This window comes from Myxococcus dinghuensis (assembly GCF_024198235.1).
GTDB classification, from domain to species: Bacteria; Myxococcota; Myxococcia; order Myxococcales; family Myxococcaceae; genus Myxococcus; species Myxococcus dinghuensis.
In genome coordinates this window covers 1-24,408 of sequence record NZ_JAKCFB010000050.1, presented here as the reverse complement: position 1 = coordinate 24,408, position 24,408 = coordinate 1, and the positions used below count along the sequence as shown (strand labels likewise).

At 72.2% G+C, this 24,408-nt stretch carries 22 protein-coding genes and 1 pseudogene; 12 read left to right on the top strand and 11 right to left on the bottom strand.

The window, feature by feature from the left end:
• The first annotated feature begins 156 nt into the window (after window positions 1–156).
• Window positions 157–1,401: an ABC transporter substrate-binding protein gene (locus LZ198_RS37525; protein ID WP_253976956.1), complete on the top strand. Its 1,245-nt coding sequence runs from the start codon at window positions 157–159 to the stop codon at window positions 1,399–1,401.
• Window positions 1,402–1,460: 59 nt separating this feature from the next.
• Here the strand turns inward: LZ198_RS37525 and LZ198_RS37520 are convergent, their stop codons facing one another.
• The 6 genes from LZ198_RS37520 to LZ198_RS37495 form a co-directional block, all read right to left on the bottom strand.
• Window positions 1,461–1,652 carry a hypothetical protein gene (locus tag LZ198_RS37520; RefSeq protein WP_253976955.1) on the bottom strand — a complete coding sequence of 64 codons (192 nt, stop codon included), beginning with the start codon at window positions 1,650–1,652 and terminating at the stop codon, window positions 1,461–1,463.
• A gap of 20 nt (window positions 1,653–1,672) precedes the next feature.
• Window positions 1,673–2,527, bottom strand: a complete 855-nt coding sequence (locus tag LZ198_RS37515) for a hypothetical protein (protein ID WP_253976954.1) — start codon at window positions 2,525–2,527, stop codon at window positions 1,673–1,675.
• On the bottom strand, window positions 2,527–3,663 hold the full coding sequence (locus tag LZ198_RS37510) for a TadE/TadG family type IV pilus assembly protein (protein WP_253976953.1): 1,137 nt from the start codon (window positions 3,661–3,663) through the stop codon (window positions 2,527–2,529). Before LZ198_RS37510 ends, LZ198_RS37515 begins: the two co-directional genes overlap by 1 nt.
• Window positions 3,660–5,225, bottom strand: a complete 1,566-nt coding sequence (locus tag LZ198_RS37505; protein WP_253976952.1) for a TadE/TadG family type IV pilus assembly protein — start codon at window positions 5,223–5,225, stop codon at window positions 3,660–3,662. The genes LZ198_RS37510 and LZ198_RS37505 overlap by 4 nt, the downstream gene beginning before the upstream one ends.
• A complete protein-coding gene (locus LZ198_RS37500; RefSeq protein WP_253976951.1) occupies window positions 5,201–5,989 on the bottom strand; it encodes a TadE/TadG family type IV pilus assembly protein in 789 nt (262 codons plus the stop codon). Before LZ198_RS37500 ends, LZ198_RS37505 begins: the two co-directional genes overlap by 25 nt.
• 345 nt (window positions 5,990–6,334) lie before the next feature.
• Entirely contained in the window at window positions 6,335–7,885 is a 1,551-nt protein-coding gene (locus LZ198_RS37495) for a DUF4388 domain-containing protein (RefSeq protein ID WP_253976950.1), read from the bottom strand.
• A gap of 180 nt (window positions 7,886–8,065) precedes the next feature.
• Between LZ198_RS37495 and LZ198_RS37490 the strand changes: the two genes are divergently transcribed.
• Together LZ198_RS37490 and LZ198_RS37485 are read left to right on the top strand one after the other, a co-directional pair.
• Window positions 8,066–8,362, top strand: coding sequence for a hypothetical protein (locus LZ198_RS37490; RefSeq protein WP_253976949.1), 297 nt, complete (start codon window positions 8,066–8,068; stop codon window positions 8,360–8,362).
• Window positions 8,363–8,430: 68 nt separating this feature from the next.
• Window positions 8,431–8,730 (top strand): hypothetical protein, encoded by a 300-nt coding sequence (locus tag LZ198_RS37485; protein ID WP_253976948.1) that lies wholly within the window; start codon window positions 8,431–8,433, stop codon window positions 8,728–8,730.
• A 57-nt stretch (window positions 8,731–8,787) separates the two neighbouring features.
• Here LZ198_RS37485 and LZ198_RS37480 read toward each other — a convergent pair whose 3' ends face one another.
• Genes LZ198_RS37480 through LZ198_RS37470 form a run of 3 tightly spaced genes read right to left on the bottom strand, consistent with a single transcriptional unit; the run spans window position 8,788 to window position 13,559 of the window.
• Window positions 8,788–9,621, bottom strand: a complete 834-nt coding sequence (locus LZ198_RS37480) for a tetratricopeptide repeat protein (RefSeq protein WP_253976947.1) — start codon at window positions 9,619–9,621, stop codon at window positions 8,788–8,790.
• A gap of 34 nt (window positions 9,622–9,655) precedes the next feature.
• The gene (gene hemW, locus LZ198_RS37475; protein WP_253976946.1) at window positions 9,656–10,861 is read right to left on the bottom strand and encodes a radical SAM family heme chaperone HemW; all 1,206 of its coding nucleotides are present in this window, start codon (window positions 10,859–10,861) and stop codon (window positions 9,656–9,658) included.
• 13 nt (window positions 10,862–10,874) lie between these two features.
• Entirely contained in the window at window positions 10,875–13,559 is a 2,685-nt protein-coding gene (locus tag LZ198_RS37470) for a plectin 1 isoform 8 (protein ID WP_253976945.1), read from the bottom strand.
• A gap of 210 nt (window positions 13,560–13,769) precedes the next feature.
• Between LZ198_RS37470 and LZ198_RS37465 the strand changes: the two genes are divergently transcribed.
• A complete protein-coding gene (locus tag LZ198_RS37465; RefSeq protein WP_253976944.1) occupies window positions 13,770–16,370 on the top strand; it encodes a M16 family metallopeptidase in 2,601 nt (866 codons plus the stop codon).
• 92 nt (window positions 16,371–16,462) lie between these two features.
• A complete protein-coding gene (locus LZ198_RS37460) occupies window positions 16,463–17,329 on the top strand; it encodes a 50S ribosomal protein L11 methyltransferase (RefSeq protein WP_253976943.1) in 867 nt (288 codons plus the stop codon).
• A 131-nt stretch (window positions 17,330–17,460) separates the two neighbouring features.
• Here LZ198_RS37460 and LZ198_RS37455 read toward each other — a convergent pair whose 3' ends face one another.
• Window positions 17,461–18,585, bottom strand: coding sequence for a metal-dependent hydrolase (locus LZ198_RS37455; protein ID WP_253976942.1), 1,125 nt, complete (start codon window positions 18,583–18,585; stop codon window positions 17,461–17,463).
• 175 nt (window positions 18,586–18,760) lie between these two features.
• Between LZ198_RS37455 and LZ198_RS37450 the strand changes: the two genes are divergently transcribed.
• The 4 genes from LZ198_RS37450 to LZ198_RS37435 all read left to right on the top strand — a co-directional run bounded on the left by LZ198_RS37450 (window position 18,761) and on the right by LZ198_RS37435 (window position 21,516).
• Window positions 18,761–19,285 (top strand): DUF1993 domain-containing protein, encoded by a 525-nt coding sequence (locus LZ198_RS37450; RefSeq protein WP_253976941.1) that lies wholly within the window; start codon window positions 18,761–18,763, stop codon window positions 19,283–19,285.
• A gap of 112 nt (window positions 19,286–19,397) precedes the next feature.
• The gene (locus LZ198_RS37445) at window positions 19,398–20,387 is read left to right on the top strand and encodes an AraC family transcriptional regulator (protein ID WP_253976940.1); all 990 of its coding nucleotides are present in this window, start codon (window positions 19,398–19,400) and stop codon (window positions 20,385–20,387) included.
• A 108-nt stretch (window positions 20,388–20,495) separates the two neighbouring features.
• Window positions 20,496–20,987 (top strand): Mpo1 family 2-hydroxy fatty acid dioxygenase, encoded by a 492-nt coding sequence (locus LZ198_RS37440; RefSeq protein WP_253976939.1) that lies wholly within the window; start codon window positions 20,496–20,498, stop codon window positions 20,985–20,987.
• Between the two features lie 10 nt (window positions 20,988–20,997).
• Window positions 20,998–21,516 carry an Mpo1 family 2-hydroxy fatty acid dioxygenase gene (locus LZ198_RS37435; RefSeq protein ID WP_253976938.1) on the top strand — a complete coding sequence of 173 codons (519 nt, stop codon included), beginning with the start codon at window positions 20,998–21,000 and terminating at the stop codon, window positions 21,514–21,516.
• A 10-nt stretch (window positions 21,517–21,526) separates the two neighbouring features.
• Here LZ198_RS37435 and LZ198_RS37430 read toward each other — a convergent pair whose 3' ends face one another.
• Window positions 21,527–22,522: an asparaginase gene (locus tag LZ198_RS37430; protein WP_253976937.1), complete on the bottom strand. Its 996-nt coding sequence runs from the start codon at window positions 22,520–22,522 to the stop codon at window positions 21,527–21,529.
• Between the two features lie 187 nt (window positions 22,523–22,709).
• On the opposite strand from LZ198_RS37430, the gene LZ198_RS37425 reads away from it, so the two are divergent.
• The 3 genes and pseudogenes from LZ198_RS37425 to LZ198_RS37415 all read left to right on the top strand — a co-directional run.
• Window positions 22,710–23,444, top strand: a complete 735-nt coding sequence (locus tag LZ198_RS37425; RefSeq protein ID WP_253976936.1) for a 16S rRNA (uracil(1498)-N(3))-methyltransferase — start codon at window positions 22,710–22,712, stop codon at window positions 23,442–23,444.
• A 110-nt stretch (window positions 23,445–23,554) separates the two neighbouring features.
• Complete coding sequence (locus LZ198_RS37420; protein ID WP_253976935.1) at window positions 23,555–23,821, top strand: GlsB/YeaQ/YmgE family stress response membrane protein; 267 nt, start codon at window positions 23,555–23,557, stop codon at window positions 23,819–23,821.
• A 196-nt stretch (window positions 23,822–24,017) separates the two neighbouring features.
• Window positions 24,018–24,408 (top strand): annotated as a pseudogene (locus LZ198_RS37415) (hypothetical protein); the annotation flags it as partial.

Below are 24,408 nucleotides of genomic sequence, written 5' to 3'. Positions count from 1 at the left end.
GAGGCCGGGGGGCCTCCGCGCGGGACGTCATATGTAATCTGGACCGATTCAGTCCACATTGCATTTTGGCCACCCGGTGGGGGAGGCCCGGTTGGAGGGCTGGGGGGAGAGGGCTAGGGTGCGGATCCGCTCACTTGGAGTGGAGGGAATCCACCGATGCGCCGTCCCCTGATGCTGTGCGCCGTGCTCGCCCTGGCCCTGGCGGGCTGTGAGAAGAAGTCCTCCCCGCCCCCCACGGATGCCCCGGCGACCGGGCAGGCCTCCGCTGCGTCGGACCCGAAGGGGGCGCAGGCGGCCGGGGCGCCCTCCCCGGGTGGCGCGCAGGCGGCCGCGCCCACGGACAAGGACGTCATCCTGGTCGGCGAGGTGGGCAGCCTCACCGGCAGTGAGGCGACGTTCGGCGTCTCCGCGCGCAACGGCATCGAGCTGGCGCTGGACGAGGCGAACGCGGCGGGGGGCGTGAAGGGCCGCAAGGTGCTGGTGCGGGTGTACGACAGCCAGGGGCGGCCGGAGGAGGGCGCGCAGGCGGCCACGCGGCTCATCACCCAGGACAAGGTGGTGGCCATCCTGGGCGAGGCGGCCTCGTCGGTGTCCATGGCCATGGCGGAGAAGGCGCAGGCGGGCAAGGTGCCCATGATCACCCCCACCTCGACGAGCGCCGAGGTGACGAAGAAGGGCGACTACATCTTCCGCGTCTGCTTCATCGACGAGTTCCAGGGCCTGGTGATGGCGAAGTTCGCGCGGGAGAACCTGAAGCTGTCGAAGGTGGCGCTCCTGCGCGACAACAAGAGCGCCTTCTCCATGGGCCTGGCGGACGTGTTCAAGGACCGGTTCGAGGCGTTCGGCGGCAAGGTGGTGGCCGACGAGAGCTACTCCAAGGGCGACACGGACTTCCGCGCGCAGTTGACGGCGCTCAAGCAGGTCAAGCCGGAGGCGGTGTTCGTCCCGGGCTACTACACGGACGTGGGCATCATCGCGCGGCAGGCGCGCGAGGTGGGCCTCAAGGTGCCGCTGCTCGGCGGTGACGGCTGGGACTCCGACAAGCTGTTCGAGCTGGGCGGCTCCGCGCTGGAGGGCAGCTACTTCTCCAACCACTACTCGCCGGGCAACCCGGACCCGGTGCTCCAGGCCTTCCTGACGCGCTACAAGGCGCGCTACGGCACGGTGCCGGACAGCGTGGCGGCGCTGGCGTACGACGCGGCGCGGGTGCTGGTGGAGGCGATGAAGCGCGCGCCGGACGTGAGCGGCCCGGCCCTGCGCGACGCCATCGCCCAGACGAAGGACTTCCCCGGCGTGGCGGGCCGCATCACGCTCGACGCCAACCGCGACGCGGTGAAGGAGGCCGTCGTGCTGAAGGTCGCGGACGGCAAGGCGGAGTTCGTGACGACGGTGAAGCCGTAGGCCGCGGCCGGGGGCGCGCCCCGTCGAGGCGCGCCCGCCCGGACGTGGTGCCCCCGCCCTCAGGGCACGGGGGACTGGATGACGTAGTAGATGGAGCCGAAGTAGCGGTTGAGCGCGTTGAGGAGCTGGACCAGGAACGGCCAGCCCAGCACCGTGAAGCCGAGCAGCGCGGCGGTGACGGTGGCGTACTCCACCGCGGCCTGACCGCGGGCGAGCACGCGGGGCACGAGGCGCCGGTGGGTCTTCGCCATGGTTGCATCCTTCCTGTGAGTCATTGCACGGACCCTCGCTGCAACAGCGAGAGCTGAAGCTCCACGCCGCCCTCGGGGACCCGGGGCCGCAGGAGCGCCCGGCCGGAGACGGTCTCGAACGTCACGTCGAAGGCGATGCCCCCCGCATCCACCTGCTCCAGCTCCGCCACGCTCCAGCCCTTCTCCTGGAAGAGCGCGCGGTAGCGTTCGGCGGCCTCGGCGGGCGTCTGCGTGGTGAGCGGCCCGGAGACGAGGTGGTGCGAGGCGCCCTCCATGTCGAAGGTGACGGAGGTCGGCCCGGTGAGGTCCGCCGGCAGGGGAATCCACGCGGGCACCTTCGAGGCGCGCTTGAGCAGGGGCTCCATCTCCCCCGCGGACACGAAGCCGAGCGTCTCCCCGCCCTGCGAGAGCACCGACACCAGCCGCATCTCCTTCATGTCCTCGCTCCAGTAGCCCACCCAGCCGCCGTTCTCGCCGTGGCGGCGCTCCACGACGGGGATGCCCTTGTCCTGGAGGACCTTCTTGTAGTGCGACAGCACCTGGTCGGCGGAGTCCTGCGTGGTGAACCACGCTACGGAGATGGGCACCTCCGGCCCCAGGTAGTCCACCGCGAGCAGCTCCGCGCGGCTGCCATTGGGATACGGCGGGAAGTGGACGAGCGCGCGCTGGAGCGCGGCCTCCTCCGCGGCAGTCCGCCCCGGGGCCTTCTCTGGGTCCGCGAACGCGGGCAGGGGCGGCGGCGTCCACTCGTCGGAGGCGCCCTGCTTGCCGTAGACGACCCCCTCCCAGGCGGTCCCGATGAGCGCGCCCACCACCGCCACGGAGAACAGCAGGGCGGGGACGCGGACGACCAGGCGCGAGGACGCTCCCGACATCAGCACTTCTCCGCCTGCTTGCAGCCCAGGTAGTACTTGCCGCGCGCCTCGTGCGTCGCCTTGTTGTTGTCCTTGTCCCAGTCCCGCCACTCGCTGTTGAAGTAGGAGGAGTTGCCGCTCATCTGCTTGATCTGCTGCGTGGGACCGCCGCTCTGCGGGAAGGGCTTGATGGAGAGGCTGGGCTCCGCGGGGTTGTCACCGGGCGGGAGGCTGGCGAGCTGGATGCCGCTGGCGAGGACCTCCGACGTGGCGTCGCTGACGAAGGCCTCCGCGGAGGACTTCATCTGGGTGTACCCCTGGTTGCCCCCGTCCTTGTAGACCTGGGCCACGCGGACGTAGAGGTCCTCCGAGTCGTTGTTGGCCTTGCCCGGCTCGCTGGTGGCCTCCTTCGTCAGGGCCCACGTGTCCGTCACGATGGCGAGGCGCTCCCAGGGCAGCAGGTAGACGTTGCCCGCGAGGCCCTTGGGGTCGTCCACGACGTTGCCGCCCTGGGCGTTGCCGTGGATGCCATTGCCGCGGCTCTGCGTCTCGCGCGCCAGTTCGATCTGGCTGAAGGTCTGGAGGAACGTCTTGGGCAGCAGGTAGTTCTGCACGCCCAGCCGCGCCGAGCAGCGGATGACGCCGCCCCGGGCGAAGCGGTCCATGTACGACTGGTGCAGCGTCACGCCGTAGGCCCCCGCCTGACCACCGCCGCCGCCACCCTCCGGGTCCGCCTGGTTCAGGTAGCAGTAGACCTGCTTCGCGCCGGGGTTGAGCCAGCACGCGTGCGCGGCCAGCTCCGCGTGGTGGGACTCGTCGTTCTGGCACTCGGGGCCCTTGCCCGGACCGAAGCTGTCGATGCCCGACTCGTGGTCGCAGAACATGTACCGCGCGTAGACCTGCGCGCTGTAGAAGCCCTTGAAGGGCTCGTTGCCGGAGGGGCTGTCCTCGTCCGCGGGGCCCGACGAGGGCGTGGAGGCATAGTCCTGCACGGTGTAGTCCCAGACCGTGGACAGCGCCGTCTCCTGCGAGTCCATGGCGTGGCGGAGCAGGTCGTCCAGGAACAGCGCGTACAGGAAGACCGGGATGAAGACGATCATGCACAGGGCCGTCTCCACCGCGGCGGCGCCTCGGGTGTTGCGACGCGTGAGCCTCACAGCGGCACCCCTTCCGCCTGCGACGCCTGGGACGCATCCGAGTTGCCGGCGGCGTCGAGCACCTGCTTCGCGTCGCCCTGCTTGAAGGGATGCAGCTTCGCGCGCCAGTAGGGCGCGAAGAGGTTGGGCGCCTCCTGCCAGCCGTTCTCCCCGAAGCGGTGGTAGTAGACGAGCGACTTGGACATCGCGACGCCGTCCCCCGGGGCCACGGTGAGCTCGCCCGCGCCCTGGGCGCCGTGCTCGTAGCGCACCTGGCCCTTGGTGTTGAGCTCCCACGGGGCCTGCCGCGTGTTGCCCACGCGGAACGCCATGGTGAGGTAGCTGTAGACGCGGGGCTGGCCCCAGTCCCGGTCCGAGCTGGGGTTGGCGCGGAACTTCATGAAGCAGTTGCCGGAGCCGGCGCAGCCCGTCAGCGCCTTGGCGTTGACGCCCTCGAAGCGGTGCTGGCCGGAGTGGGCGCCGTTGCCCGTGTGGCCGCCGCCGTTCTCGTCGCTCCACACGTCGGAGTCGTACTCGGTCGAGCCCATCAGGTTGTGCTTCCACCAGTGGGTGACGCGGCCCTCCTCGTGAGCCGCGAGGGTGGTGCCCTCGTTGCCGCCGGACTGGCCTCCGGAGTCGACCGAGCCCTTGCTCTTCACCGTCTTGGCGGTGCCCTTGTGCGGGGACACGAGGTAGCGCCCCTCGCCCGGGATGTCCTTCAGCTCCTTGAAGAAGTCGCTGTTCAGGTAGGGCGGCTTGTCGGTCCCCATGGCGCTGATCTTCCGGTTCGCCGGCCAGCCCGAGCGGGTGGCGTTGGAGATCTCCGTCATCACCCGGGCCCGCGCCTCGGGTGAGGAGTTGCCCACGCTGCCCTGGCACTCCATGCCGTCCACGGCGCAGTTGAACTCGTTGGCGTTGATGGAGCCCACGGACGAGTTCAGGTCGCTGGCGCCGGGCGCGGAGTACTCCTTGAGCTGCGCCAGGCCGTGGCTCGAGCCGTCCTTCACCGCTTGAATCGTCTTGTCGTGCACGGAGCGCTGGGCGGTGTGGATGCCGTCCACCATGTCGTCCAGGCCCTGCATCGCCTCGTTGAAGTCCGACTCGAAGCCCTTGACCTTCTGGTCGTACTCACGGCCCTTGTTCTTGAACTCGCCGGAGATCTTCATCGCCTGAATCGCGTGGATGCAGTGCTCGATGCACTTGTAGTAGCAGGTCGGGCACTTGAGCATCTCGAGGCCGGCGATGATGACGAAGTTGTCGCCGGAGGCCCGCAGCATCTCGCCCGTCACGCTGGCGGCGGCCATGAACGCGTGCAGGCTGTTGCCCGCCACGTAGGCGCTGGCGACGGCCCGGTTGCTGACGGCGTAGTAGTTGAGCGCGCGCGCCTCCAGCACGGCCATGGAGTACGACAGCGCGTCGCTGTGCTGCTGGAGGCTGATCTTCCTGCGCAGGGCGTGGCTGAGGTTGAAGCTGAGCGTCACCATCAACGCCAGCACGAGGAAGGACAGCGACCCCAGGACGATGGCCTGCCCGCGTTGGGCGCGACGGCGCGTCCGACTCAGTAGGAGAACGGAAGGATGCATGCGTTCTTGTCCGGAATGGGTGCGGAGTTGAGATAGATGGCCGACTGCATGCGCATGTTGTACGTGGCGCGGATGGGCATGATGTAGACGCCCTTCCCGGCCGCGCTCTCGTACGGGCTCTCGCCGGTGGCGGCGCCACCGAACTTGCGGCGCTTCACCTTGTCCTGCTCCTCCGACTTCACCTTCCCCATGCGCAGCATCATGGGAATCTCGCGGGCCCGCGCGGACTGGTAGATGACCCAGTCCGCGAAGGGGATGACGAGCCGGTAGTTGAGCGTCACCTGGATGCGCAGCTTGGTGCGGTGGTTCTGCCGCCAGCCCGACGGCTCGATGTTGCCGGGCAGGTCGAAGTCGAACTCGTCACTGCCGGAGATCTCCTCCTTGGACGGGCCGCAGATGGTCACCTCCGCGTACTTCAGGTCGACGCCCTGCATCTTGTTGTTGCGCAGCTCGTTCCACTTCTGCGCGAACTCCTGGCCGCTGCCCACGGGGCGCACGTACTCGGCGCCGTTGGCGCCACCCGAGCGCGCGCTGAGGATGGGCAGCAGCACCGCGAGCGCCGCCGCCTCCATCTTCTCCACCTTGGCGTTGTGCAGCGAGCCCGCCCGCACCGCCTTGTAGGCCGCGTACTTCGTCAGGAGGCGGGCCTGGTGCATCAGCCCCAGTTGCAGCGTGCCCAGGATGAGGAACACGAACAACGGCAGGATGATGGCGGACTCCACCGCGGCCTGGCCTGATTGCTTTCTGAGAGGAGGGGGAACCATCCGGCCTCGCAAGACTGAAGGCGACCCCGCGTGCGGGTGGCCAACGAAGTGACAACCGTGACAATCAGATCTCGCGAATGACGGGTCGATAGTTGCCCGCCATACGCGACATTCTTCACATCCGGGGAACGCGAGACCGCAGGACATCACCCCTCGGGGAAAAATCCACCCGAAGAAGGTTCGACCGGCCACATGACCGATGAGGAGGAACGGCCATGGCCGCCTGACCGATGGGTCCCGGGACACTCTCGGCGATCTCGAATCCTGGACGGGGAGGGCCACTGCCGTCCCACCACAATTTCGTGACAGCCCGCACGCCGGGCATCCTGACGCAGGGCGGCATGGCTAGCGCCGCTTGACGAGCTCCTGGACCAGCTCCACGTAGCGGCGGTTCTTGGGGTTGAGCTTGAAGGCCTTCCGGAAGGCGTCCTCGGCCAGGGCCCACTGCCCCTCGCCCTGCGCCACCTCGCCCAGGAAGGCCCAGCCCTCCTCCAGCGCGGGCTCCTGGCGGGTGAGTTCCTGGAGTTCCTGGAGGGCGAGCCGGCCGTGGGACTCCGGCTTCATGAGGTAGCGCGCCCAGGCGCGATAGGCCTGGTACAGCGCGCGGGGCTCGATGTCACAGGCGTACTCGAAGTACTCGAAGGCCCCCGCGAAGTTGCGGGCCGCCAGCCGGCGTTTCGCCTCGTCGAACTGGGTGGTGGCGTCGAGCAGCTCGGTGCGGATGCGGAACTGCTCCGCGGTGGAGGGGCGTCCCGTGGCGCCCTTCTCCTTGTCCCGCTGGGCCGCGCGGCGCTTGCGCCACAGCAGGGCCTGCTCCGTGTCGGCCAGCGCGGCGTAGGCCCGGGCGTACGCCACGAGCAGCGTCTCCGCCTTCTCCTTCAGCTCGGGGTGCTGGAAGCGCAGGGGCGAGTGGCGCTCCGTCCAGCCGAGGAAGGCCCGGCGCAGCGGGGCGGGCTGGACGTCCTCGGGGACCTCCAGCAGGGCGAAGGGGTCCTTGCCACGGTGGGCCAGGAACGCACCCACCAGCGCGTCACGCACCGCCACGTCCTCGTCCGCGAACGGCGTCCCCGCGGACCGGGCGGGCTCGGGGGGTGGGGCCACCCCCGGCTCGGGGGCGGGGGGCGGGGCGGCCTGGACACGCGCGGCCAGCTCCCGGGCGCGGGCGTCCGTGTCCTCGACGAAGCCCGCCACGCCCAGCAGGCACAGCGCGTACAGGCGCCGCAGCACCGTCTCCGTGTCGAAGCCCGTGCGCTCCTGCAGCTCGCCGAACGTCGGGCGCTGGCGCAGCATCTGGAAGAGGCGCGCGTCCTTGGAGGAGAGCTTCGGGCCGGACTCCACGCCCGGCGTCTGGCCGAAGCGCCGCTCGTCCGTGAAGGTGAAGTGCGTGGCCACCGCGTCGAAGGGCATCACGTTCGCCACGCCCGTGAGGACGAGCTGCGCGGTGTTCGTCCTCACGCTGGCGTCCGGCGACTCCTCCACGTCCGCGATGAGCCGGTAGCGCGCGTCCACCCAGCGGAAGCAGTCCAGCAGCTTGTGCGCCAGGTTCGCCTGGAGCTGCTTGTAGAGGTCGAACGGGCTGATGAGTGATTTCTGGATGAGCAGCGGCCCCATCCGCACGCCCGACGACACGCTCTCCGCCAGGCACTTCTGGTAGTCCGCCTCCGACAGGCGCCCCTTCTCCACCAGGTACTTGCCCAGCGTCTCGTGCAGCAGGTTGGACTGGCACGCCACCGGCGAGCCGTCCTCGAAGAGGATGCGCTTCTCCCGCTGGCGCACCTTCAACTCCAGCGTGCACGTGCGCTCCTCCACCATCAGCGCGTGCAGGAGCAGCGGGAACGGTGTGTCGGACAGCAGTCCCTCGCGCTGACGCAGCACCTGCGACGGTGTCGGGAACATGGATGAGGAAGCCTCGGCGGGAGATGCGGGGGCGAGCAGCGGAAGCCAACGCCCCACGGCGGCCCCTGTCCAGTCCCCCGCCCCGCCCACGACAACCGTATTTTTCGGTCATCACCGAAAAACAAGGAATCGAGAATTCGTCTGGGTATGCTTCGCACCACACCCCTGATGGGAGAAGCGATGGTCCCTGTGTCCCGCGTCCTGGCCCTGGTGGTTCCCTGTCTGCTCGTGGCCTGTGGTGGAGGCCCGTCGGAGAGGGCCGAGCAGTCGGAGGTGGGCACGACGGAGCAGCCCAGCCGTCCGTGCAGCTCCGACGCCGGCTGTCCCGATACCCAGACGTGTGTGTCCGGAACATGTCTGCCGCGCTGTGAGCCGACGGCGCCCGCTTGCGGCGGACTCCAGTGCTGCCCACCCTACCGCGCCCAGGAGACGGGCCCCCTCAGCCAGCCGTACTGCGCGCCCATCTGCTTCGGCTGAAGGCCCGCCACCGAAGGCATCCGCGTCACCGCCCTCACACCCCGCAGTCCCCACACCCGGAGGAGCCCATGAAGTTCATGTCCCGCGTCATCGCCCTTGGAGCGCTGTGCCTCGCCGCCGCCTGTGGCGGCGCCCCCACGGAGCAGGAGACGAACACCGCCACGGAGTCGTCCGAGCAGGAGCTGGTCAGTTGCAGCGTCAACGCCGACTGTGCCTCCGGCCAGACCTGCGCGTCGGGGACCTGTTACGCCAAGTGCCCCAGCAAGGGGAGCTGCTACGGCTTCAACACGTGCTGCCCCGCGTACACCATGCCCAACGGCAACCCGACCGAGGCCTACTGCGCCCGGGCCTGCTACGCGTTCCACTGAGCGCCACCTGACGCCCTCGGCCCGAAGCGGCCGGGGGCGTCGTGGTTTCGGAGGGGGCTACTCCATCTCCCCCACGTCCTCGTCCATGCCCGCGGCGCCGGGGTGCTCCCCCTGGTAGCGGTTGTAGCCCGGGTACGGCGAGCGCGGGGTGAACAGGCCGGCCTGTCGCGCGACCATCGACCCCGCGCCCAGCACCAGGGCGAGCAGCACCGCGTACGTGAGCGGGCGGCTCGGCCGCGAGAGCCAGGCCCAGCGCCGTTCGCGCCGCCGTTGGAAGCCGGGGGCCGCCACGTACTCGTTCCACGCCAACCGCCGCATGTGCTTCGCGTCGGCGCCGCGGCCGGCCTTCGACAGCGCGCGCGCCAGCAGGTAGCGCCCCTCCACGGTGCCCAGGCGCAGGGTGCAGAAGCGCTCCAGCGCCTCGATGGCGCCCTTCACCTCGCCGCGCTTGAGGCGGAAGCGGCCCCGCTCCAGCTCGATGGCGCCCTGCCGGTAGCCCGCGTCCAGCTTCGCCGCCTCGTCCAGGAGCAGCTCGCCGCGGCGCGCGTCCCCCGCGCCCAGGTACGCGACCCCGAGCAGGAACAGCGTGTCCACGTCCTCGTCGCCCGCCTCCAGGTTGGGCTTGAGCACGTCCACGGCCTCCGCGTACCGCTTCTGCTCCACGCGGATGTCCGCCAGCTCGTGGCGCGCCCGGCGCTCGTGGGGGTTGGTGAGGATGGTGCCCGCCAGCTCCCCGGCGCGCTGGAAGCGCTTGAGCATGCGCATGGGGCTGGGCAGCACCCGCCAGGTGAAGCGGTCCGCCACGAAGATGATGACGATGACCAGGCCCAGCGACAGGAGCGGACTGCCCGTCAACAGGGTCAGGAACATCCACAGCATCCACTTGCTCATGCGTCCCTCGGCATCCTTTGCGGCGGCGCGGCCGTCACAACAACCGCGCGCAGACGGCGCTGTGTACATCCGCGCCCTTCTCCGTCAAAGCCAGTCGTCCGTCCGTCAGCGTCGCGAAGCCGTGCTCCACCAGCCGCGCCACCTCCACGCGGCGGGGCTCCACCGGTTGTCCGTAGCGGCGGCACACCGCCTCCCAGTCCACGCCGGACACCAGCCGCAGGCCCATGGCCAGCCGCTCCGCGAACAGCTCCTCGGGGCCCAGCTCCTCGCGCCCCTCCTCGGGCAGCCGTCCCGCCTCCACCTCGCGCAGGTACTTCTCCGGGCTGCGGAGGTTGACGTAGCGAGACGGCGTCGGCGTCAGCAGCATGCCCGTGGCGCCGACGCCCAGGGCCAGGTACTCGCCCCCCGTCCAGTACAGCGCGTTGTGCCGGGAGCTGAAGCCCGGACGCGCGTGGTTGGACACCTCGTAGCGCGTCAGCCCCGCGGCGCCGTACACCTCGCGCACGCGGTGGGACATGGCCACCACGTCGTCGTCCGGGGGGAGCGTCAGTTCACCGCGCTGGAGCTGCTTCGACAGCGGCGTGTCCACGGCCAGCACGTCGCGCTCCACCGTCAACGCATACGTGGACAGGTGCTCCGGCGCGAGCGCCACCGCCCGCCGCGCGTCGTCCTCCACCTCGGCCAGCACCTGTCCGTGCACGCCGTAGATGAAGTCCAGGGCCACCACGGGGAAGTCCGCCCGGCGCGCCAGCTCCACCGCGCGCTCCACCTGGGCCGCGTCGTGCGCGCGCCCCAGCGCCGCGAGCGTCCGGGCCTGGAAGGACTGCACGCCCAGGGACAGCCGGTTGACGCCCGCCGCCCGGTAGCCCGCGAAGCGCTCCGCGTCCGCCCGCTCCGGGTTGGCCTCCAGCGACACCTCCGCGCCGGGCGACACGGCCATGCGCGCGGCGATGCCCTCCAACACGCGGGCCACGTGGCGAGGGTGCCACAGCGACGGCGTCCCACCGCCCAGGAAGATGGACTCCAGGGGGCGCGAGCGCAGCGCGGGCACCGCCGCCAGCCGGGCGTCCAGCTCCGCCAGCACCGCGTGGGCGTAGCGCTCCTCGGGCACCTGCCGTGCCACCGCCACGGCGAAGTCGCAGTACGGGCACTTCGCGAGGCAATAGGGGAAGTGCAGGTACAGCCCGAAGCGGGCCGCCGGCATCCCCGTGAGCGGATCCACTGGCGCGTCGAAGGGCATGACAGGCCAACCGCTACTTGCGGCCCTTCAATTGCGCCTCGAGTTTGGCGATCTTCGCCTTGTAGCCCGCCGCGGCCTCGAGCGCCGTCTCGGCCGCCACCAGCTTGCGCTTGAGGTTGGCGACGTCCGTCTTGAGGCCCTCGCGCTCCGCCGCCCAGTCCCCGCCCGCCCCGGCGGACGGGCGCTCGCCCGCCTCCGCCTCCAGCCGCGCCAGCTTCTCCTCCAGCGCCGCGCGCGCCGCCTGCTCCGCCCGGAGCGAGGCCTCCGCGTCCTTGAGCTTCGCCTCCGCCGCGCCCGCGTCCTTCGCCTTGCCCGCGCGCGAGCCCGCCTCCGCGGCCAGCTTCGCCTCCGCCGCCGCCAGCTTCGCCTCGGCGTCCTTCACCTTGCCGGCGTGGGCGGCCTCGACCTGCGCCAGCCTCGCCTCGGCGTCCTTCACCTTGCCGGCGTGGGAGGCCTCGACCTGCGCCAGCTTCGCCTCGGCGTCCTTCACCTTGCCGGCGTGGGCGGCCTCGACCTGCGCCAGCCTCACCTCCAGCTCCGCGCGCGCGTCCTCGGACGCCTTCGCGTCGTCGGCGTGGGCGGCCTCGACCTGCGCGAGCCTCGCCTCCAGCTCCGCGCGCGCCGCCTCGGCGTGGGAGAGCTTCGCGGCCTGCGCGGCCTCCGCCTGGGCCAGCTTCACGTCCGCCGCGGTGCGCGCCGCCTCGGTCTCCTTCACCTTCGCGACCAGCGAGGCCTGCGCGGACTGGTTGGCCTTCGCCGTCTCCGCCTTCGCCGCCTCCAGCGCGCCCTCCAGCATCTTCAGCCGCTGCTGGAGCCGCTCCGCCTTGTCCGCCTCCGCGCGGGTCGCCTCGAGTTCGTCGCGCAGCCCTTGCAGCTCCGCCTGGGCGCCGCCCTGGCCCTCCTCCAGCGCGTCCGCCCGGGCCTCGACCTCCGCGACCTTCACCTGCGCGTCGGCGCGCTCGGCCTCGGCCGCCTCGCGGCGCACGCGCTCCAGCGACGTCTCCTCGCGCGACTGGGCCAGCGCGGCCTGCACCCGCGACAGCTCCGCCTCGCGTTGGCCGGAGGCCGTCTCCAGCATCGTCACGCGCGCGGCCAGCCCCACGCGCTCGGCGTCCGTGGTGGCCGCCTTCATCTCCACCTGGGAGAGCTGCTTCCTGAGCGCCTCGTATTCGAGGTGCGCCGCCTCCAGCGACGCGGTCACCTCGGCCACCTTCGCCTCGGCCTGGTGCACCGCCTCGCCCAGCGCCGCGGCGTCCGCCTCCATCCGGTCGCGCAGGGCCACCTGCTCGACCTCGGTCGCCTCCAGCGCCTCCTTCAGCGCGGCCGCCTCACCCTCGGCCACCGCCGCGCGCTCACCGGCCTGCGACAGCCCCTCTTCCAGGGCCTGGGAGCGCTCGGCCGCCTTGGCCGTCTCCGCCTCCAGCCGGGCGTTGAGCCGGGACAGCTCCGCGGTGCGGCCCTCCAGCGCCTGGCGCAGCGCGGGCAGCTCCGCCGCCTCCGCGGTGCGCGCGGTGAGGGCCGCGCGAAGGCCGACGATTTCGGCGTCCTTGAGCGCCAGCGCCCGCTCCAGCTCCGCCACCTGCTGCTGCAGGGTGCGCAGCCCCTCCTCCACCACCGCCAGCCGGCGCCGGGCCTCGTCGCGCTCGCCCTCCAGCGTCCGGGCGCGCGCCTGGGCCTCCTCGAGGGAGTTCTTCGACCAGTCGCTCTCGCTCTCCACCGCGCTCAGCGACGCCTGGGCCTCGCCCAGCGCCGCCTCGAGCTGCCCGGCGCGCAGCGAGAGCGACTCCTTCTCCTCCGTCGCCGTCGCCAGCTCGCCGCCCAGCCGCTCCACGTCCGCGATGGCCTGCTGGTACTGCTCCTGGACGGCCTCCAGCGCGCCCTGGGCCTCGGACTTCTCCGCGGCCAGCTCCGCCACGCGGTCCTGCGCCAGCGACAGCGCCTCCTTGGCGCCCACCAGCTCCTCGGCCACCGCGCCCCGCGACTCGCGCTCCTCGTGCAGCTCCGCCGTCAGCCGCGGGACGTCCGACTCCACCTCCGCCAACGCGCGCGACAGGTCCTTGCGGTCCGCCTCGACGGCGTCCAGCTCCGCCTGGACCGCGGCCAGCTTCTCCTCCGCGTCCCTCGCGCGCTGCTCGGCGCCCGTCAGCGCCTCCGACGTCTGGGCCAGCTTCGCGGGGGAGTCCTTCACCGCGGCCAGTTGCGCCTTCGCCTCCGCCGCCTCCTTGCGCGCCTGGGTGAGCGACTGCTTCAGGCCGCTGACCTCGCCGTCGCGCTCCGCGTACAGCGTCCGCGCCCGGGCCAGGGTCTCCGTCTTCTGGCGGACGACCGCCCGGAAGTACTCCAGCTTGTCCTCCGGCGAGGCGCCCATGGGCATGCGGGGCTCGGCCGGCTCGGTGAACGGGTCCTGGCCTGGGACCCGCACTGCCCGCGAAGCCGCGCCCGCCACGGGGGCGGGGGTGGTGGCCGGGGCCTTGGGCGCACCCGTCCCCACCGGCGCGGAGGCCGAGGACGCTGCCGGGCGACGCGGGGGCAGAGGGGGCGGTGCGGCGGGTGGTGGCGCCGAGGGCGGGGGCTTGGCCTGGGGTCTGGGGGGAGCAGCGGCGGGGGCGGCGGGGGCCGCTTGGGCGCCAGTGTCCTCCAGGTCCAGGCTTTCGCGCAGGTCCGCCAGCGGATCCACCTCTTCCGGAGGTGACGGCATGGGCGGAGCGCAGGTTACAGCCCGGCGGCGCGTCCGACCAGGGACGGAATGGGGGAAGAGGCCCTCTCGACCCAACGGGCGGGCGCCGACCCCACAGTCCCCCTCGACGGCGGGGGTCCGGGGCGTTAGCCAGAGAGAGGAAACATCGAGGGAAACATCACACCCCACCTTGCCCTCACGGGGGGCGAGTGCCAGCTTCGGACGTTCTTTATGGCCATCCGCTACGCGCTGCCCAACGGGCTCACCGTCGTCTTCGAGGAACAGCACGCCGCCAAGGTCGCGGCCTTCCAGGTCTGGGTGAAGGTCGGCAGCGCCGACGAGCGCCCGGACCAGGCGGGCCTGGCCCACCTGCACGAGCACATGCTCTTCAAGGGCACGGAGCGGCGGGGCCCCGGTGAAATCGCCCGGGACGTGGAGGCCCACGGCGGGGAGATCAACGCCTGGACGTCGTTCGACCAGACCGTCTACCACATCGTCATGGCCAGCCAGTTCGCCCGGATGGGGCTGGACATCCTGGGCGACGCCGTGCGCCGCTCGGCGTTCGACGCCGAGGAGCTGGCGCGTGAAATCGAGGTGGTCTGCGAGGAGATCAAGCGCAGCCAGGACACGCCGTCGCGCCGCGCGTCGCGGGACCTGTTCGCCACCGCCTTCCAGGTGCACGGCTACCGGCTGCCGGTCATCGGCACGGCGGAGAGCGTGCGCAGCTTCACGCGGGAGAAGGTGCTGGAGTTCTACCACCGGTACTACACGCCCCAGAACATGGTGCTGTCGGTGGCCGGCGACCTGCGCGAGGACGAGCTGCGGGGCTGGGTGGAGGAGATCTTCGGTGGGGACTGGGGCCGTCCGTTCGCGGGCCCGGTGGTCCGCGCGGCGGAGCCCCCCCTCACGGAGCGGCGCGTGCTGCTGCGGCCGGACGACGTGAAGGAGGCCTCCGTCCACGTGGCCTTCCACATCCCCCAGGCGGGCCACCCGGACACGCCCGCGCTGGACCTGCTGGCGATGATCGTCGGCCAGGGCGAGGCGTCGTGGCTCACCCGCGAGGTGAAGCGGCGGCACAACCTGGTCAACGACATCCACGCCTTCGCGTACACGCCGCAGGACCCGGGCATGTTCTCCGTGGCCATGAACCTGCAAGCGGAGAACGCCCCGCGGGCGCTGCGGGAGACGACGCGCGTGCTGGCCACGCTGCGCGCGGCCCCCGTGTCCGCGCAGGAGCTGTCCACGGCGAAGGCGCTGATGGAGGCGGAGGCCGTCTACCAGCGCGAGACGGTGCAGGGCGTGGCGCGGAAGATGGGCTACTACCAGTCCGGCCTGGGCAGCCTGGACGCGGAGGAGCGCTACTACGAGGAGATCCGCGCGCAGACGCCGGAGAAGCTGCGAGAGGTGGCGCGCAAGTACCTGCGCTTCGACCGGGCCATCGTCACGGCGCAATTGCCCGGAGGCCAGGGCCTGACGGAGGCGGACGTGCACGCGGCGCTGGACGGGGCGGACCAGGAGCCGCCGGCCGCGCCCCCGGAGCGCAAGGCGCGCAAGGTGGACGCGGGCGAGCCGTCCTTGCGCGTGGGCGGCACCTCCAAGAGCCCGCCGCGCACCATCATCGAGAAGCTGCCCTCGGGCGCGACGGTGCTGGTGCGCGAGGACGCCTCCGTGCCGCTGTTCGCCGTGCGCGCCGCGTTCCTCGGAGGCCTGCGCTACGAGACGGCGAGCGACAACGGCATCTCCACGCTCCTCAGCCGCTGCCTCACCCGGGGCACGCCGTCGCACGACGCGGAGGACATCTCCCAGCTCATCGACGCGTACGCCGGGAACATGGGCGGCCAGAGCGGGCGCCACTCGACGAGCCTGCGCGGCGAGTTCCTCTCCCGCCACTTCGAGCCGGCCTTCCGCCTGTTCGCGGACAGCGTGCTCCACCCCGCGTTCCCGGAGGTGGAGGTGGCGCGCGAGCGCTCGCTGATGCTGCAGGACATCCTCACCCGCGAGGACAAGCCCTCCGGGCTCGCCTTCGAGCTGTTCCACCGGACGCTGTTCCACGAGCACCCGTACCGGCTGCCCGTGCTGGGCGAGAAGGCGTCGGTGGAGGCGCTCACGCCGCAGGCGCTGCACGCGTGGCACGCGGGCCACATGGACCCGTCGCAGTTGACCTTGTGCGTGGTGGGCGACGTGAAGGTGGACGCGGTGCTCGCGCTGGCGCGGGAGTACTTCGGCGCCTCGCGCGGCAAGGTCGCCCCGCCGCCGCGCATCGCGGCCGAGCCGCGGCCCACGTCCGCCCGGCAGGAGAAGCGGGTGCTGACGCGGGCGCAGTCGCACCTGGTGATGGGCTTCCAGGGCATGCGGCTCGACGACCCGGCGCACTACGCGCTGGAGGTGCTCTCCGGCGTGCTGTCCGGCCAGGGCGGGCGGCTGTTCATCGAGCTGCGCGACAAGCGGTCCATGGCCTACAGCGTGAGCAGCTTCGGCATGGAGGGCATCGAGCCGGGCTACTTCGCCGTCTACATGGGCACCAGTCCGGAGAAGGTGGACGCGGCGCTGGCCGGCATCCGGGAGCAGCTCGAGCGGCTGCGCGAGGAGCCGGTGCCGGAGGCGGAGCTGGCGCGGGCGCGGCAGAACCTCATCGGCACGCATGAAATCGGGTTGCAGCGCTGCGGGGCCCGCGCGGGCGTCATCGCCATGGATTCGATGTATGGGTTGGGCGCGGACAACTCCCTGCGCTACGCGGAGTACATCTCGGCGGTGACGTCCGAGCAGGTGCAGGAGGTCGCGCGCCAGGTGCTCGACTTCGACCGGAGCGCGCTGGCCATCGTCGGGCCGTGAGCCACCGGGGCCCGTCCCTCCTCGACAGGGGAGGCGGACGGGCCCCTTCACGGCGCTTTCCCGGCGCGCGGGGCGCGGTAAAAGGGCCCCCCATGTCACAGACCTACCTGTCCCTCACCGTGGAAGTGCCCGAGGAAGCGTCCGAGTCCATCCAGGACCTCCTCCACGAGTCCGGAGCGCTCGGACTCGAGGTGCGCGACCGCGAGACGCCCACCATGCCCGGCGTGCAGGCGCCCAACGCGGGGGAGGCCATCCTCATCGGCTACTTCGAGGACCGGGACACGGCCGAGGCCGCGCGCGCGGAGGTGGCGGACGCCTACCCCGCCGCCCGCCTGCGCCTGGACGAGCAGCCGCAGCAGGACTGGAGCAACGAGTGGAAGTCCCTCATCAAGTCCGTCCACGTGGGGCGGCTGTGGGTGGGACCGCCGTGGGACGTGGAGAACGCCCCGAAGGAAGCGGTGCGGCTGGTCATCGAGCCGAAGATGGCCTTCGGCACGGGTGACCACCCGACGACGTCGCTGTGCCTGGCGGCGGTGGACGCGTACATGGTGGACCACGTGGGCGCGAGCGTGTTGGACGTGGGCACGGGCACGGGCGTGCTGGCCATCGCCGCGAAGAAGCTCGGCGCCGGGCGCGTGGTGGCCACCGACAACGACCCGACCTCCGTGGAGCTCGCGGGCGAGAACATCGCCGACAACGGCACGCCGGACATCGACGTCTCCGGCAAGGAGCTGACCGCGGTCGAGGGGACGTTCGACCTGGTGCTGGCCAACATCCTCGCCAACACGCTCATCGAGCTGGCGCCGCTCATCGCCCCCAAGGCCAAGGACCGGCTGGTGCTCGCCGGCGTGCTCGCGCACCAGCGCGCGGACGTCGAGGCGGCCTACCGCAACCTCGGCTTCACCGTGCTGCCCGGCGCCACCCAGGGCGAGTGGGTGCGCATCGATTTGAAGCGCTGAAGGCTCCGCGAGGCCAGGGGGGGCCGCGCGCGGAGGCGCGGCCCCGGGCCCCGGTGTCCGTCGTCGCGCCACGGCGGTGCGGCCCGTGCTCGAGTTCGAGGGAGCACCGGACCGCCGCCGCCGTCCGGGCCTCAGTGTCCGTCGTCGCGCGGCAGCGGGCGCAGCGCCTCGTCGAGCTCCACGACGGCGGAGCCCAGGCTGCCGCCGCCCTGCCGGAAGTAGCGCACGTCGTCGATGGCGACGCGCCAGCCTCCGGCCGTCTCCGTCACCTGGAAGGTGGGCAGGCGCAGCCAGTTGGCGAGCCCTCGGATCCGGGGCGCCGCGAGCGCGGCCTGGATGACGGGACCGGGGTTCGGGTCGCGAGGCACGCTCGGTCCGCTCAGCGACAGGTGGTCCTCGCCCCCGCGCAGGAAGTCCGCGCGCACGAAGTGGTAGCGGTCCGCCCCCAGGACGATGATGTCCCGCACGAAGGGGTTGGCGGGGATGGGCCCGGCGATGGCCCGCTCCACGGGGTGCCCCTGCGCGCGAAGCCACGCCAGCGCGCGCGGCGCCGCCACCTGGGAGCCCACCACGAGCGCGCCCAGGTAGAGCACCAGCCCCACGCCACACCCGCGCGCCACGCGCTCTGCGGAGAGGACCCGCGTGCCGCGGAGCCTCAGCCAGAGGATGGCCAGGACCCCCACCGCCCACAGCACCTTCGCGGGCCACGGCACGAACGAAGGCACGGTGACGAGCGCGGTGGTGGCCACGCCCAGCACGCCCCACCCCGCCGCCGACTTGCGCGAGCGCGCGTCCGCCATGATGACGGCGGCCCCCGCCAGCAGCCACACCCACGGGTCGATGATGAAGAGCGTGTCGCCGTAGAACCACGTCCCGTCGAACGGCATCAACAGGCGCACGCCGTACGTGTTGAGCCAGTCCAGCGCGGGGTGGCTCAGGATCGAGAGCGTCGACAGCAACAACAGCGGGCCGGCCCGCGCGGGCTCCAGGTCCGGGTGCCGGCGCCTGCGCACGTGACGGTCCCACAGCAGCATCAACCCCGTCAGCACGAAGGGCCACAGCGCCAGGGCGAGCACCCCGTGGGTCCAGCCGCGGCGCCAGTACAGCGACGCGTCCGAGCCCGCGAAGGTGACGAAGCCATCCACGTCCGGGAGGTTCGCGCCGATGACGAGCGTCGCGGTGGCGAGCGGCGTGGCGCGCTTGAGCCCCGCCTCCGCCATCCAGGCACCGACGAGTGAATGGGCCAGATTGTCCATGGGCGCGCGGGAATCCTGGAGATGGGGCGACGTCGGGCGCGGGAGCGTACCCCACGGACACGCCTCGCCGCGTCATGCCCCCTCCCCCACGAACGACGTGCCTTCACCGCGCCGCCGTGCTGGAGTCCCGCCACCCTTCCCCCACGCCGCCCCCCTCGGCGGCCAGGAGCGCCCCATGTCCCTCTCGATGCACCAGGCCTCCATCCCGGTCTTCGTCCGCGCCTTCGGCGTGCTCTCCCGCCTGTTGGACAAGGCCGTCGAGCACGCCCGGGCCCACGGCCAGGACCCCAACGAGCTGCTCACCGCGAGGCTCGCCCCCGACATGTTCACCCTCGTGGGGCAGGTGCAGCGCGCCAGCGACACGGCGAAGGCCACCGCGGAGCGACTGAGCGGCGTCCCCGCCCCGAGCATGCCGGACACCGAGGCGAGCTTCCCGGAGCTCCAGGAGCGCATCGCGAAGACCGTGGCCTACCTCGAGAGCGTCGACCCCGCCCGCTTCGAGGGCAGCGAGCAGCGCACCATCGAGCTGCCCCTGCGCGACTTCAAGCCCGTCTTCCGGGGCGACGGCTACCTGTTCACCTTCGCGCTGCCCAACTTCTATTTCCACGTCACCACCGCGTACGGAATCCTCCGGCACAAGGGCGTGCAGATCGGCAAGCGCGACTTCCTCGGTCCGTACACGCCACCGGCGAACACCTGAGGCCCCGGCCCGCTTGGGCCCGGCGCGCCGAACACGCTAGCGTCCGCCGCGCGTGGAGACTCCGCCCCCACTTCCACCACCGAAGCCGCCGGCCGAGGTCCGCTCCCAGCTCGTGGGTCCGCTGCTCGCGTACCTGCGCGCCACGGGGCACGACCCGGCCCCGCTCGTCGAGCGCTTCGGCCTGCCGGGCAACGCGGACGCGCTGCCCGAGGTGAGCCTGCCGCTCGCCACGCTGCACGCGTTCCTCGAGGCCGCGGAGGCCTTCTCCGGCGACGCATTCCTGGGCCTGCACGTCGCCCAGCGCGTGCCCCGCGGCAACTACGGCCTCGTCGAGTACATCGCCCGCGCCTCGCCCACGCTGCGCGCCACCTTCCGCGCGCTCGCGCGCTACCTGGCCCTGCTGGAGCCCACCTGGCGCGCCTCCTTCACGGACGCCCCGGACGGGGGCGGGACGTTCGCCTACGGCATCCAGGGCGCGCCGCTCGCGTACGGCCGCCATGCCAGCGAGTACGGCCTCGCCCTCTTCACCCACGTGGGGCGCCAGCTCACGGAGGTCGCCTGGCGTCCGAGCGCCGTCACCTTCGCCCACCCCGCGCCGCCCGACGTCGCGCCGCTGGTGCAGCACTTCGGCGTCACCCCCGGCTTCGGCGGCGGTCGCAACGCGCTGTCGCTCGACGCCCCCACGCTCGACCTGCGCGTGATGGGCGCGGACCCCGCCCTGCTCTCCGTGCTGGAGCGCGCCGCGAGCACCTCCGCGCCGCCCTCCGGGCCCCCGCCCCCGGAGTTCGTCCAGGGCGTCCGGGACGTCATCCGCGCCGGGCTCCAGGAAGGCGCCCCCCAGGTCGGCGACGTCGCCCAGGGGCTCCACCTCAGCGCGCGCACCCTCCAGCGCCGCCTCACGGAGCACGGCACGTCCTTCCAGGACGAGGTCGACGCGGTGCGGCGGGAGCTGGCCTTCCGCTACCTGCGCGACGCGAACCTGGGCATCAGCCAGGTGGCCTTCCTGCTCGGCTACGCGGAGCTGAGCACCTTCGACCGCGCCTTCAAGCGGTGGACGGGCATGACACCCCGCGTCTGGCGCGAGGGCGCGGAGCGCGCCTGAGGCCCCCGCCGTGGCGTCCCAGGTCAGGAGATTGGCGTGCCACGCCAGGACGCACCGGGGAGACATCCCCTAACGTCGGCGCGCCGTACCCCCCACTTGGAGGACGCCATGCTCAAGCCCCCGATCGCCGCCCTCTTCGACGAGTACTACTCGTCACACCAGCACCCCACCAACCGCCTCACGCACAAGGTCGCCATCCCCGTCATCATCCTCCACATCATCGCGATGCTGGACTGGGTGAAGCTGGTGGCGGTGCCGGTGCTGCCGGGCGGTGTCCTGACGCTGGGCATGGTGTCGTGGGCGCTGGCGGCCGTCTGGTACCTGCGCGCCGACGTGAAGCTGGGGCTGCTGGTGGTCGCGTTCATGGCCGCGTGCTTCCCCCTCGGTCGGATGATGCCGACCTGGAGCGTGGTGGCCATCGCGGCCTTCGGGTGGCTCATCCAGCTCGCGGGGCACGCCGTCTGGGAGAAGAAGTCCCCCTCCTTCCTCACCAACCTGGTGCACGCGCTGGTGGGCCCGCTCTTCTTCGTGGCGGTGCTCTTCGGCGATTATGTCATCAAGCCCCAGCAGGCCCCCTCCACCACCCCTGCTCGCGCCTGAACCTCCCCTGATGATGAGCTTCGCCGACAAGCTTCGCGCCTGGATGCCCCTGCACGAGAACGGCGTCAGCCGCGCCGTGCACTTCGTGGGCGCCTACCTGTTCATCTTCTCCCTGTCGGCGCCGCTCAGCCTGCTGCGCGTGAGCGTGGGGGGCGTGGAGCTGTCCGCCGCCCACGCGCTCATGGCGGCCGTGGTGCTCTACGCCGTGTCGCTGGAGTGGACCGCGGGGCTGCTCATGGCCCTGCCGCTGGTGCCCACGCTCGCGCTCGCGGAGGCCGTGGCCCGGCTGCCCGGCGCCACCGTCGCCATCACCGCCGTCGCGGTGATGGTGGTGCGCTTCGCGCTCGTCGTCGGCGCGCACGTCGTCTTCGAGAAGAAGACCCACGGGCTGTCGCTGGGCGGCCCCCAGCTCTTCCTCATCGAACCCGTCTACCTGTTGACGCTGGCCCTCTTCGGCCTGGGCCTCAAGCGCGAGCTGCACGCGCGCGTCACCGCGGGCGGCCCGGGCCCCGCGCCGCTCACCTCCTGACGACGCCCGGTCAGCGGAAGTCGAGCGCTCCGGTCACCCGGAGCCCACCCACGACCTCGCCCCGCGTGTTGCGCAGCTCCGGCGTCGCGTGGTGGCCCAGGTCCGACCAGGGCAGCCGCAACCCCTGACGCTCCCCCACCCGGCGCAGCACCTCCAGGAGCGCCGGGGGTGCGCACCGCGCGTCGCCGTCCGCCACCTTCAGCGCCACGCCCAGCCCCAGCGACGGCAGCGCGGCGCAGTAGATGCCCTCCGCGCCCACCTTCGCCACCACCTCGCCGCGCGTCACGGCCATCAGCTCCGTGCACAGCCGGCGCGCGCCAGCCACCAGCTCCGGGTGCGCCACCATGGCCTCGCGCACGCGCCGCGCGGACGGCTCCTCCGCGACGCCCAACCGCGCATAGGCCCGGGCCATGGCCGCGAGCGGCAGGCCGAAGCACACCGCCGTGCAGCCATCCACGCCCAGCCAGAGCGACTCGCGCGGCTCGCCCGTCCACCGGGCCACGCCCTCCAGGATGCGCTCCTGCACCGGGTGCCCCTGTCGCGCGTAGCCCGTCAAGGACCAGCCCCGGTGGCGCGCCAGCGCGAGCATCCCCGCGTGCTTGCCCGAGCAGTTGCTCCAGCGCGGGGTGATGACGACGCCCGCGCGCATCGCCTCGTCCGCCACCGCCTGGGACAGCGGCGGATGCGGCCCGCACGCCAGGAGCGACTCCTCCACCCCACACGCGCGCAGCATGGACATGGCCAGCGAGCGGTGGACGGGTTCGCTGGAGTGGGAGCCGCACATCAAGGCCAGCTCGCGCGCGCCGAAGCCGAAGGGGTCCGCGGCGCCCTCCTCCACCACGGCCAGCGCCTGGAAGGGCTTGGCGGCCGAGCGCCACCACGTCCTCCGCTCGGGCGCTCCGGAAGCGGCCACCCACCGGCCCTCCGCGTCCACCACGGCGACATGGACGGAATGAACGGACTCGACGAACCCCGAGCGGGTGGACTCGACGGCGAAGGCATCCATGCCCCAAGCCAGATAGCAGGCCTGCCGAGATTCTCCAGCGCTCGCGCCGCGCGTCCGTCCCAAACGTCGTGTTCCTCATGGATGGAGGCCAGCAAACCCTGGCGTCGGACAGTGGCTTGCTGTTGAAGTCGACGTCCCCGCACGCGGAAGGGAACCCGTCCCTCCCGACGGGTTGGAGAACGCCGCCGTGGTCCGCCTCTTCGCCCCCATCCCCGAGCCCGCCCCCACGGAGGTGACGCTCACCGGGGACCGCCGTCACTACATCGTCCATGTCCTGCGCCTGGGAGAAGGGGACGCGGTGGAGGTCTTCGACGGCAAGGGGCGCGCCTTCCCCAGCCAGGTGACGGCGGTGGCCGAGGACACGGTGCGCGTGAGGCTGGGCGAGGCGAGGCTCGCGCCCGCGCGCCGGAGCGTCAGCGTGCTCCAGGGGCTCCCCAAGGGAGACAAGCTGGAGCTCGTCCTCCAGAAGGGCACGGAGCTGGGGGCCAGCGCCTTCCTGCCCGTGGACACCGCGCGCAGCGTGGTGAAGCTGGAGCCCAAGCGCGCGCAGGAGCGCGCCGCGCGGTGGGAGAAGATCGTCGAGGAGGCGGCCCGCCAGTGCCGGCGCGACGACGTGCCGCGCGTGGAGGTCCCCCGCCCGCTGGTGACGGCCGCGCGCGCGCTGGCGCCGGGCACCGTGGTGCTGGTGCTGGACGAAGAGGAGTCCGCGGTGCCGCTGGGCGAGGCCTTCCGCGCGGCGGGCGCCGGCACCCCGGTGGCGCTCGTCGTGGGCCCCGAGGGCGGCCTGGCGCGCGAGGAGGTGGAGGCACTGAAGGCCCTGGGTGCCCGCCCCGTCACGCTCGGCGCCCGCATCCTCCGCACGGAGACGGCGGCGCTCGCGGCGCTCGCGGTGATGATGCACCTGGATGGGGAACTCGGCTGACCGGAGGGCGGCCGACCGGCCATCCCACGCGGTTCCCACCCTGAGACATCGATTCCTACGTTTGACGCGACCGGGACCTCCACGGTCCCCACAAACAGGAGACGGGTTTCATGGGGATCATCGCCTTCATCATCATCGGCCTCATCGCGGGCCTCATCGCGCGCGCCATCCTCCCTGGCAAGCAGAGCATGGGCCTGCTGGCGACGACGCTGCTCGGCATGGTCGGCTCACTGGTGGGCGGCCTGATTGGTTCCTTGTTCTCGCGCAACGGGCACTTCTTCGACATCCGCCCGTCCGGCATCATCATGTCGGTGATTGGCGCCATCATCGTGCTGCTGCTGGTGGGCGCGGTGGGACGGCGCCGCGTCCATGCCTAGCGTGGAGCGCCCCCGTACTCGACGTCCCCGAGGGGACGGAGTGGGGCGCCGCGTTGACGAGCCCCTGACGGTTCCACGAGCAAGGGACCGCGGGGGCTCGCACTTTTCTTGCCCACCGCGCGCGGACGTCTTTTCATGGCACGGCTGACGTCAAGCCCGGAGGAGTCCGTTGTCCAAGTGCCTGAAGTGCGGTGCCATGCTGCCGCCCGTCGGAGAGTGCCCCGCCTGCGCCGCCGACACCGCCCACAAGCCCGCGGTGCCCGCCGTGCCGAGCCTGCTCGACCGAGACCTCCAGATCGACCGGCGCCGCGTCGCGGACCGTGCCGACGTCCCCGCCTTCGCCGACCTGGGTGCCCCGCAGCGTCCGCCGCCTCCGCCGCCCTCCGTGGCGCCGCTGGCCGGCCCCCTGCCGCCGCCGCCCGCGCCCCGTGTCGCCGGCCCGCAACTGCCGCAGCCCGGCGTCGCCCGGCCCACGCCCCCGGGCATGACGCCCTCCGCCCGCCCGGCCGCGGCCCGCGTCGCCCCGCCCGTGCCCCCGGCCCAGCCCCGGGCCTTCCCGCCGGACATCCCGCCCCCGGCCGCGGCCC

Bases quoted from the DNA above. Each gene is read 5' to 3' on its own strand.
- LZ198_RS37500 (WP_253976951.1), bottom strand. From the start codon at position 5,989: ATGGTTCCCCCTCCTCTCAGAAAGCAATCAGGCCAGGCCGCGGTGGAG.
- LZ198_RS37455 (WP_253976942.1), bottom strand. From the start codon at position 18,585: ATGGACAATCTGGCCCATTCACTCGTCGGTGCCTGGATGGCGGAGGCG.
- LZ198_RS37450 (WP_253976941.1), top strand. From the start codon at position 18,761: ATGTCCCTCTCGATGCACCAGGCCTCCATCCCGGTCTTCGTCCGCGCC.
- LZ198_RS37490 (WP_253976949.1), top strand. From the start codon at position 8,066: ATGGTCCCTGTGTCCCGCGTCCTGGCCCTGGTGGTTCCCTGTCTGCTC.
- LZ198_RS37430 (WP_253976937.1), bottom strand. From the start codon at position 22,522: ATGGATGCCTTCGCCGTCGAGTCCACCCGCTCGGGGTTCGTCGAGTCC.
- LZ198_RS37470 (WP_253976945.1), bottom strand. From the start codon at position 13,559: ATGCCGTCACCTCCGGAAGAGGTGGATCCGCTGGCGGACCTGCGCGAA.
- LZ198_RS37440 (WP_253976939.1), top strand. From the start codon at position 20,496: ATGCTCAAGCCCCCGATCGCCGCCCTCTTCGACGAGTACTACTCGTCA.
- LZ198_RS37520 (WP_253976955.1), bottom strand. From the start codon at position 1,652: ATGGCGAAGACCCACCGGCGCCTCGTGCCCCGCGTGCTCGCCCGCGGT.
- LZ198_RS37460 (WP_253976943.1), top strand. From the start codon at position 16,463: ATGTCACAGACCTACCTGTCCCTCACCGTGGAAGTGCCCGAGGAAGCG.
- LZ198_RS37480 (WP_253976947.1), bottom strand. From the start codon at position 9,621: ATGAGCAAGTGGATGCTGTGGATGTTCCTGACCCTGTTGACGGGCAGT.
- LZ198_RS37505 (WP_253976952.1), bottom strand. From the start codon at position 5,225: ATGCATCCTTCCGTTCTCCTACTGAGTCGGACGCGCCGTCGCGCCCAA.
- LZ198_RS37485 (WP_253976948.1), top strand. From the start codon at position 8,431: ATGAAGTTCATGTCCCGCGTCATCGCCCTTGGAGCGCTGTGCCTCGCC.
- LZ198_RS37435 (WP_253976938.1), top strand. From the start codon at position 20,998: ATGATGAGCTTCGCCGACAAGCTTCGCGCCTGGATGCCCCTGCACGAG.
- hemW (WP_253976946.1), bottom strand. From the start codon at position 10,861: ATGCCCTTCGACGCGCCAGTGGATCCGCTCACGGGGATGCCGGCGGCC.
- LZ198_RS37495 (WP_253976950.1), bottom strand. From the start codon at position 7,885: ATGTTCCCGACACCGTCGCAGGTGCTGCGTCAGCGCGAGGGACTGCTG.
- LZ198_RS37525 (WP_253976956.1), top strand. From the start codon at position 157: ATGCGCCGTCCCCTGATGCTGTGCGCCGTGCTCGCCCTGGCCCTGGCG.
- LZ198_RS37515 (WP_253976954.1), bottom strand. From the start codon at position 2,527: ATGTCGGGAGCGTCCTCGCGCCTGGTCGTCCGCGTCCCCGCCCTGCTG.
- LZ198_RS37465 (WP_253976944.1), top strand. From the start codon at position 13,770: ATGGCCATCCGCTACGCGCTGCCCAACGGGCTCACCGTCGTCTTCGAG.
- LZ198_RS37420 (WP_253976935.1), top strand. From the start codon at position 23,555: ATGGGGATCATCGCCTTCATCATCATCGGCCTCATCGCGGGCCTCATC.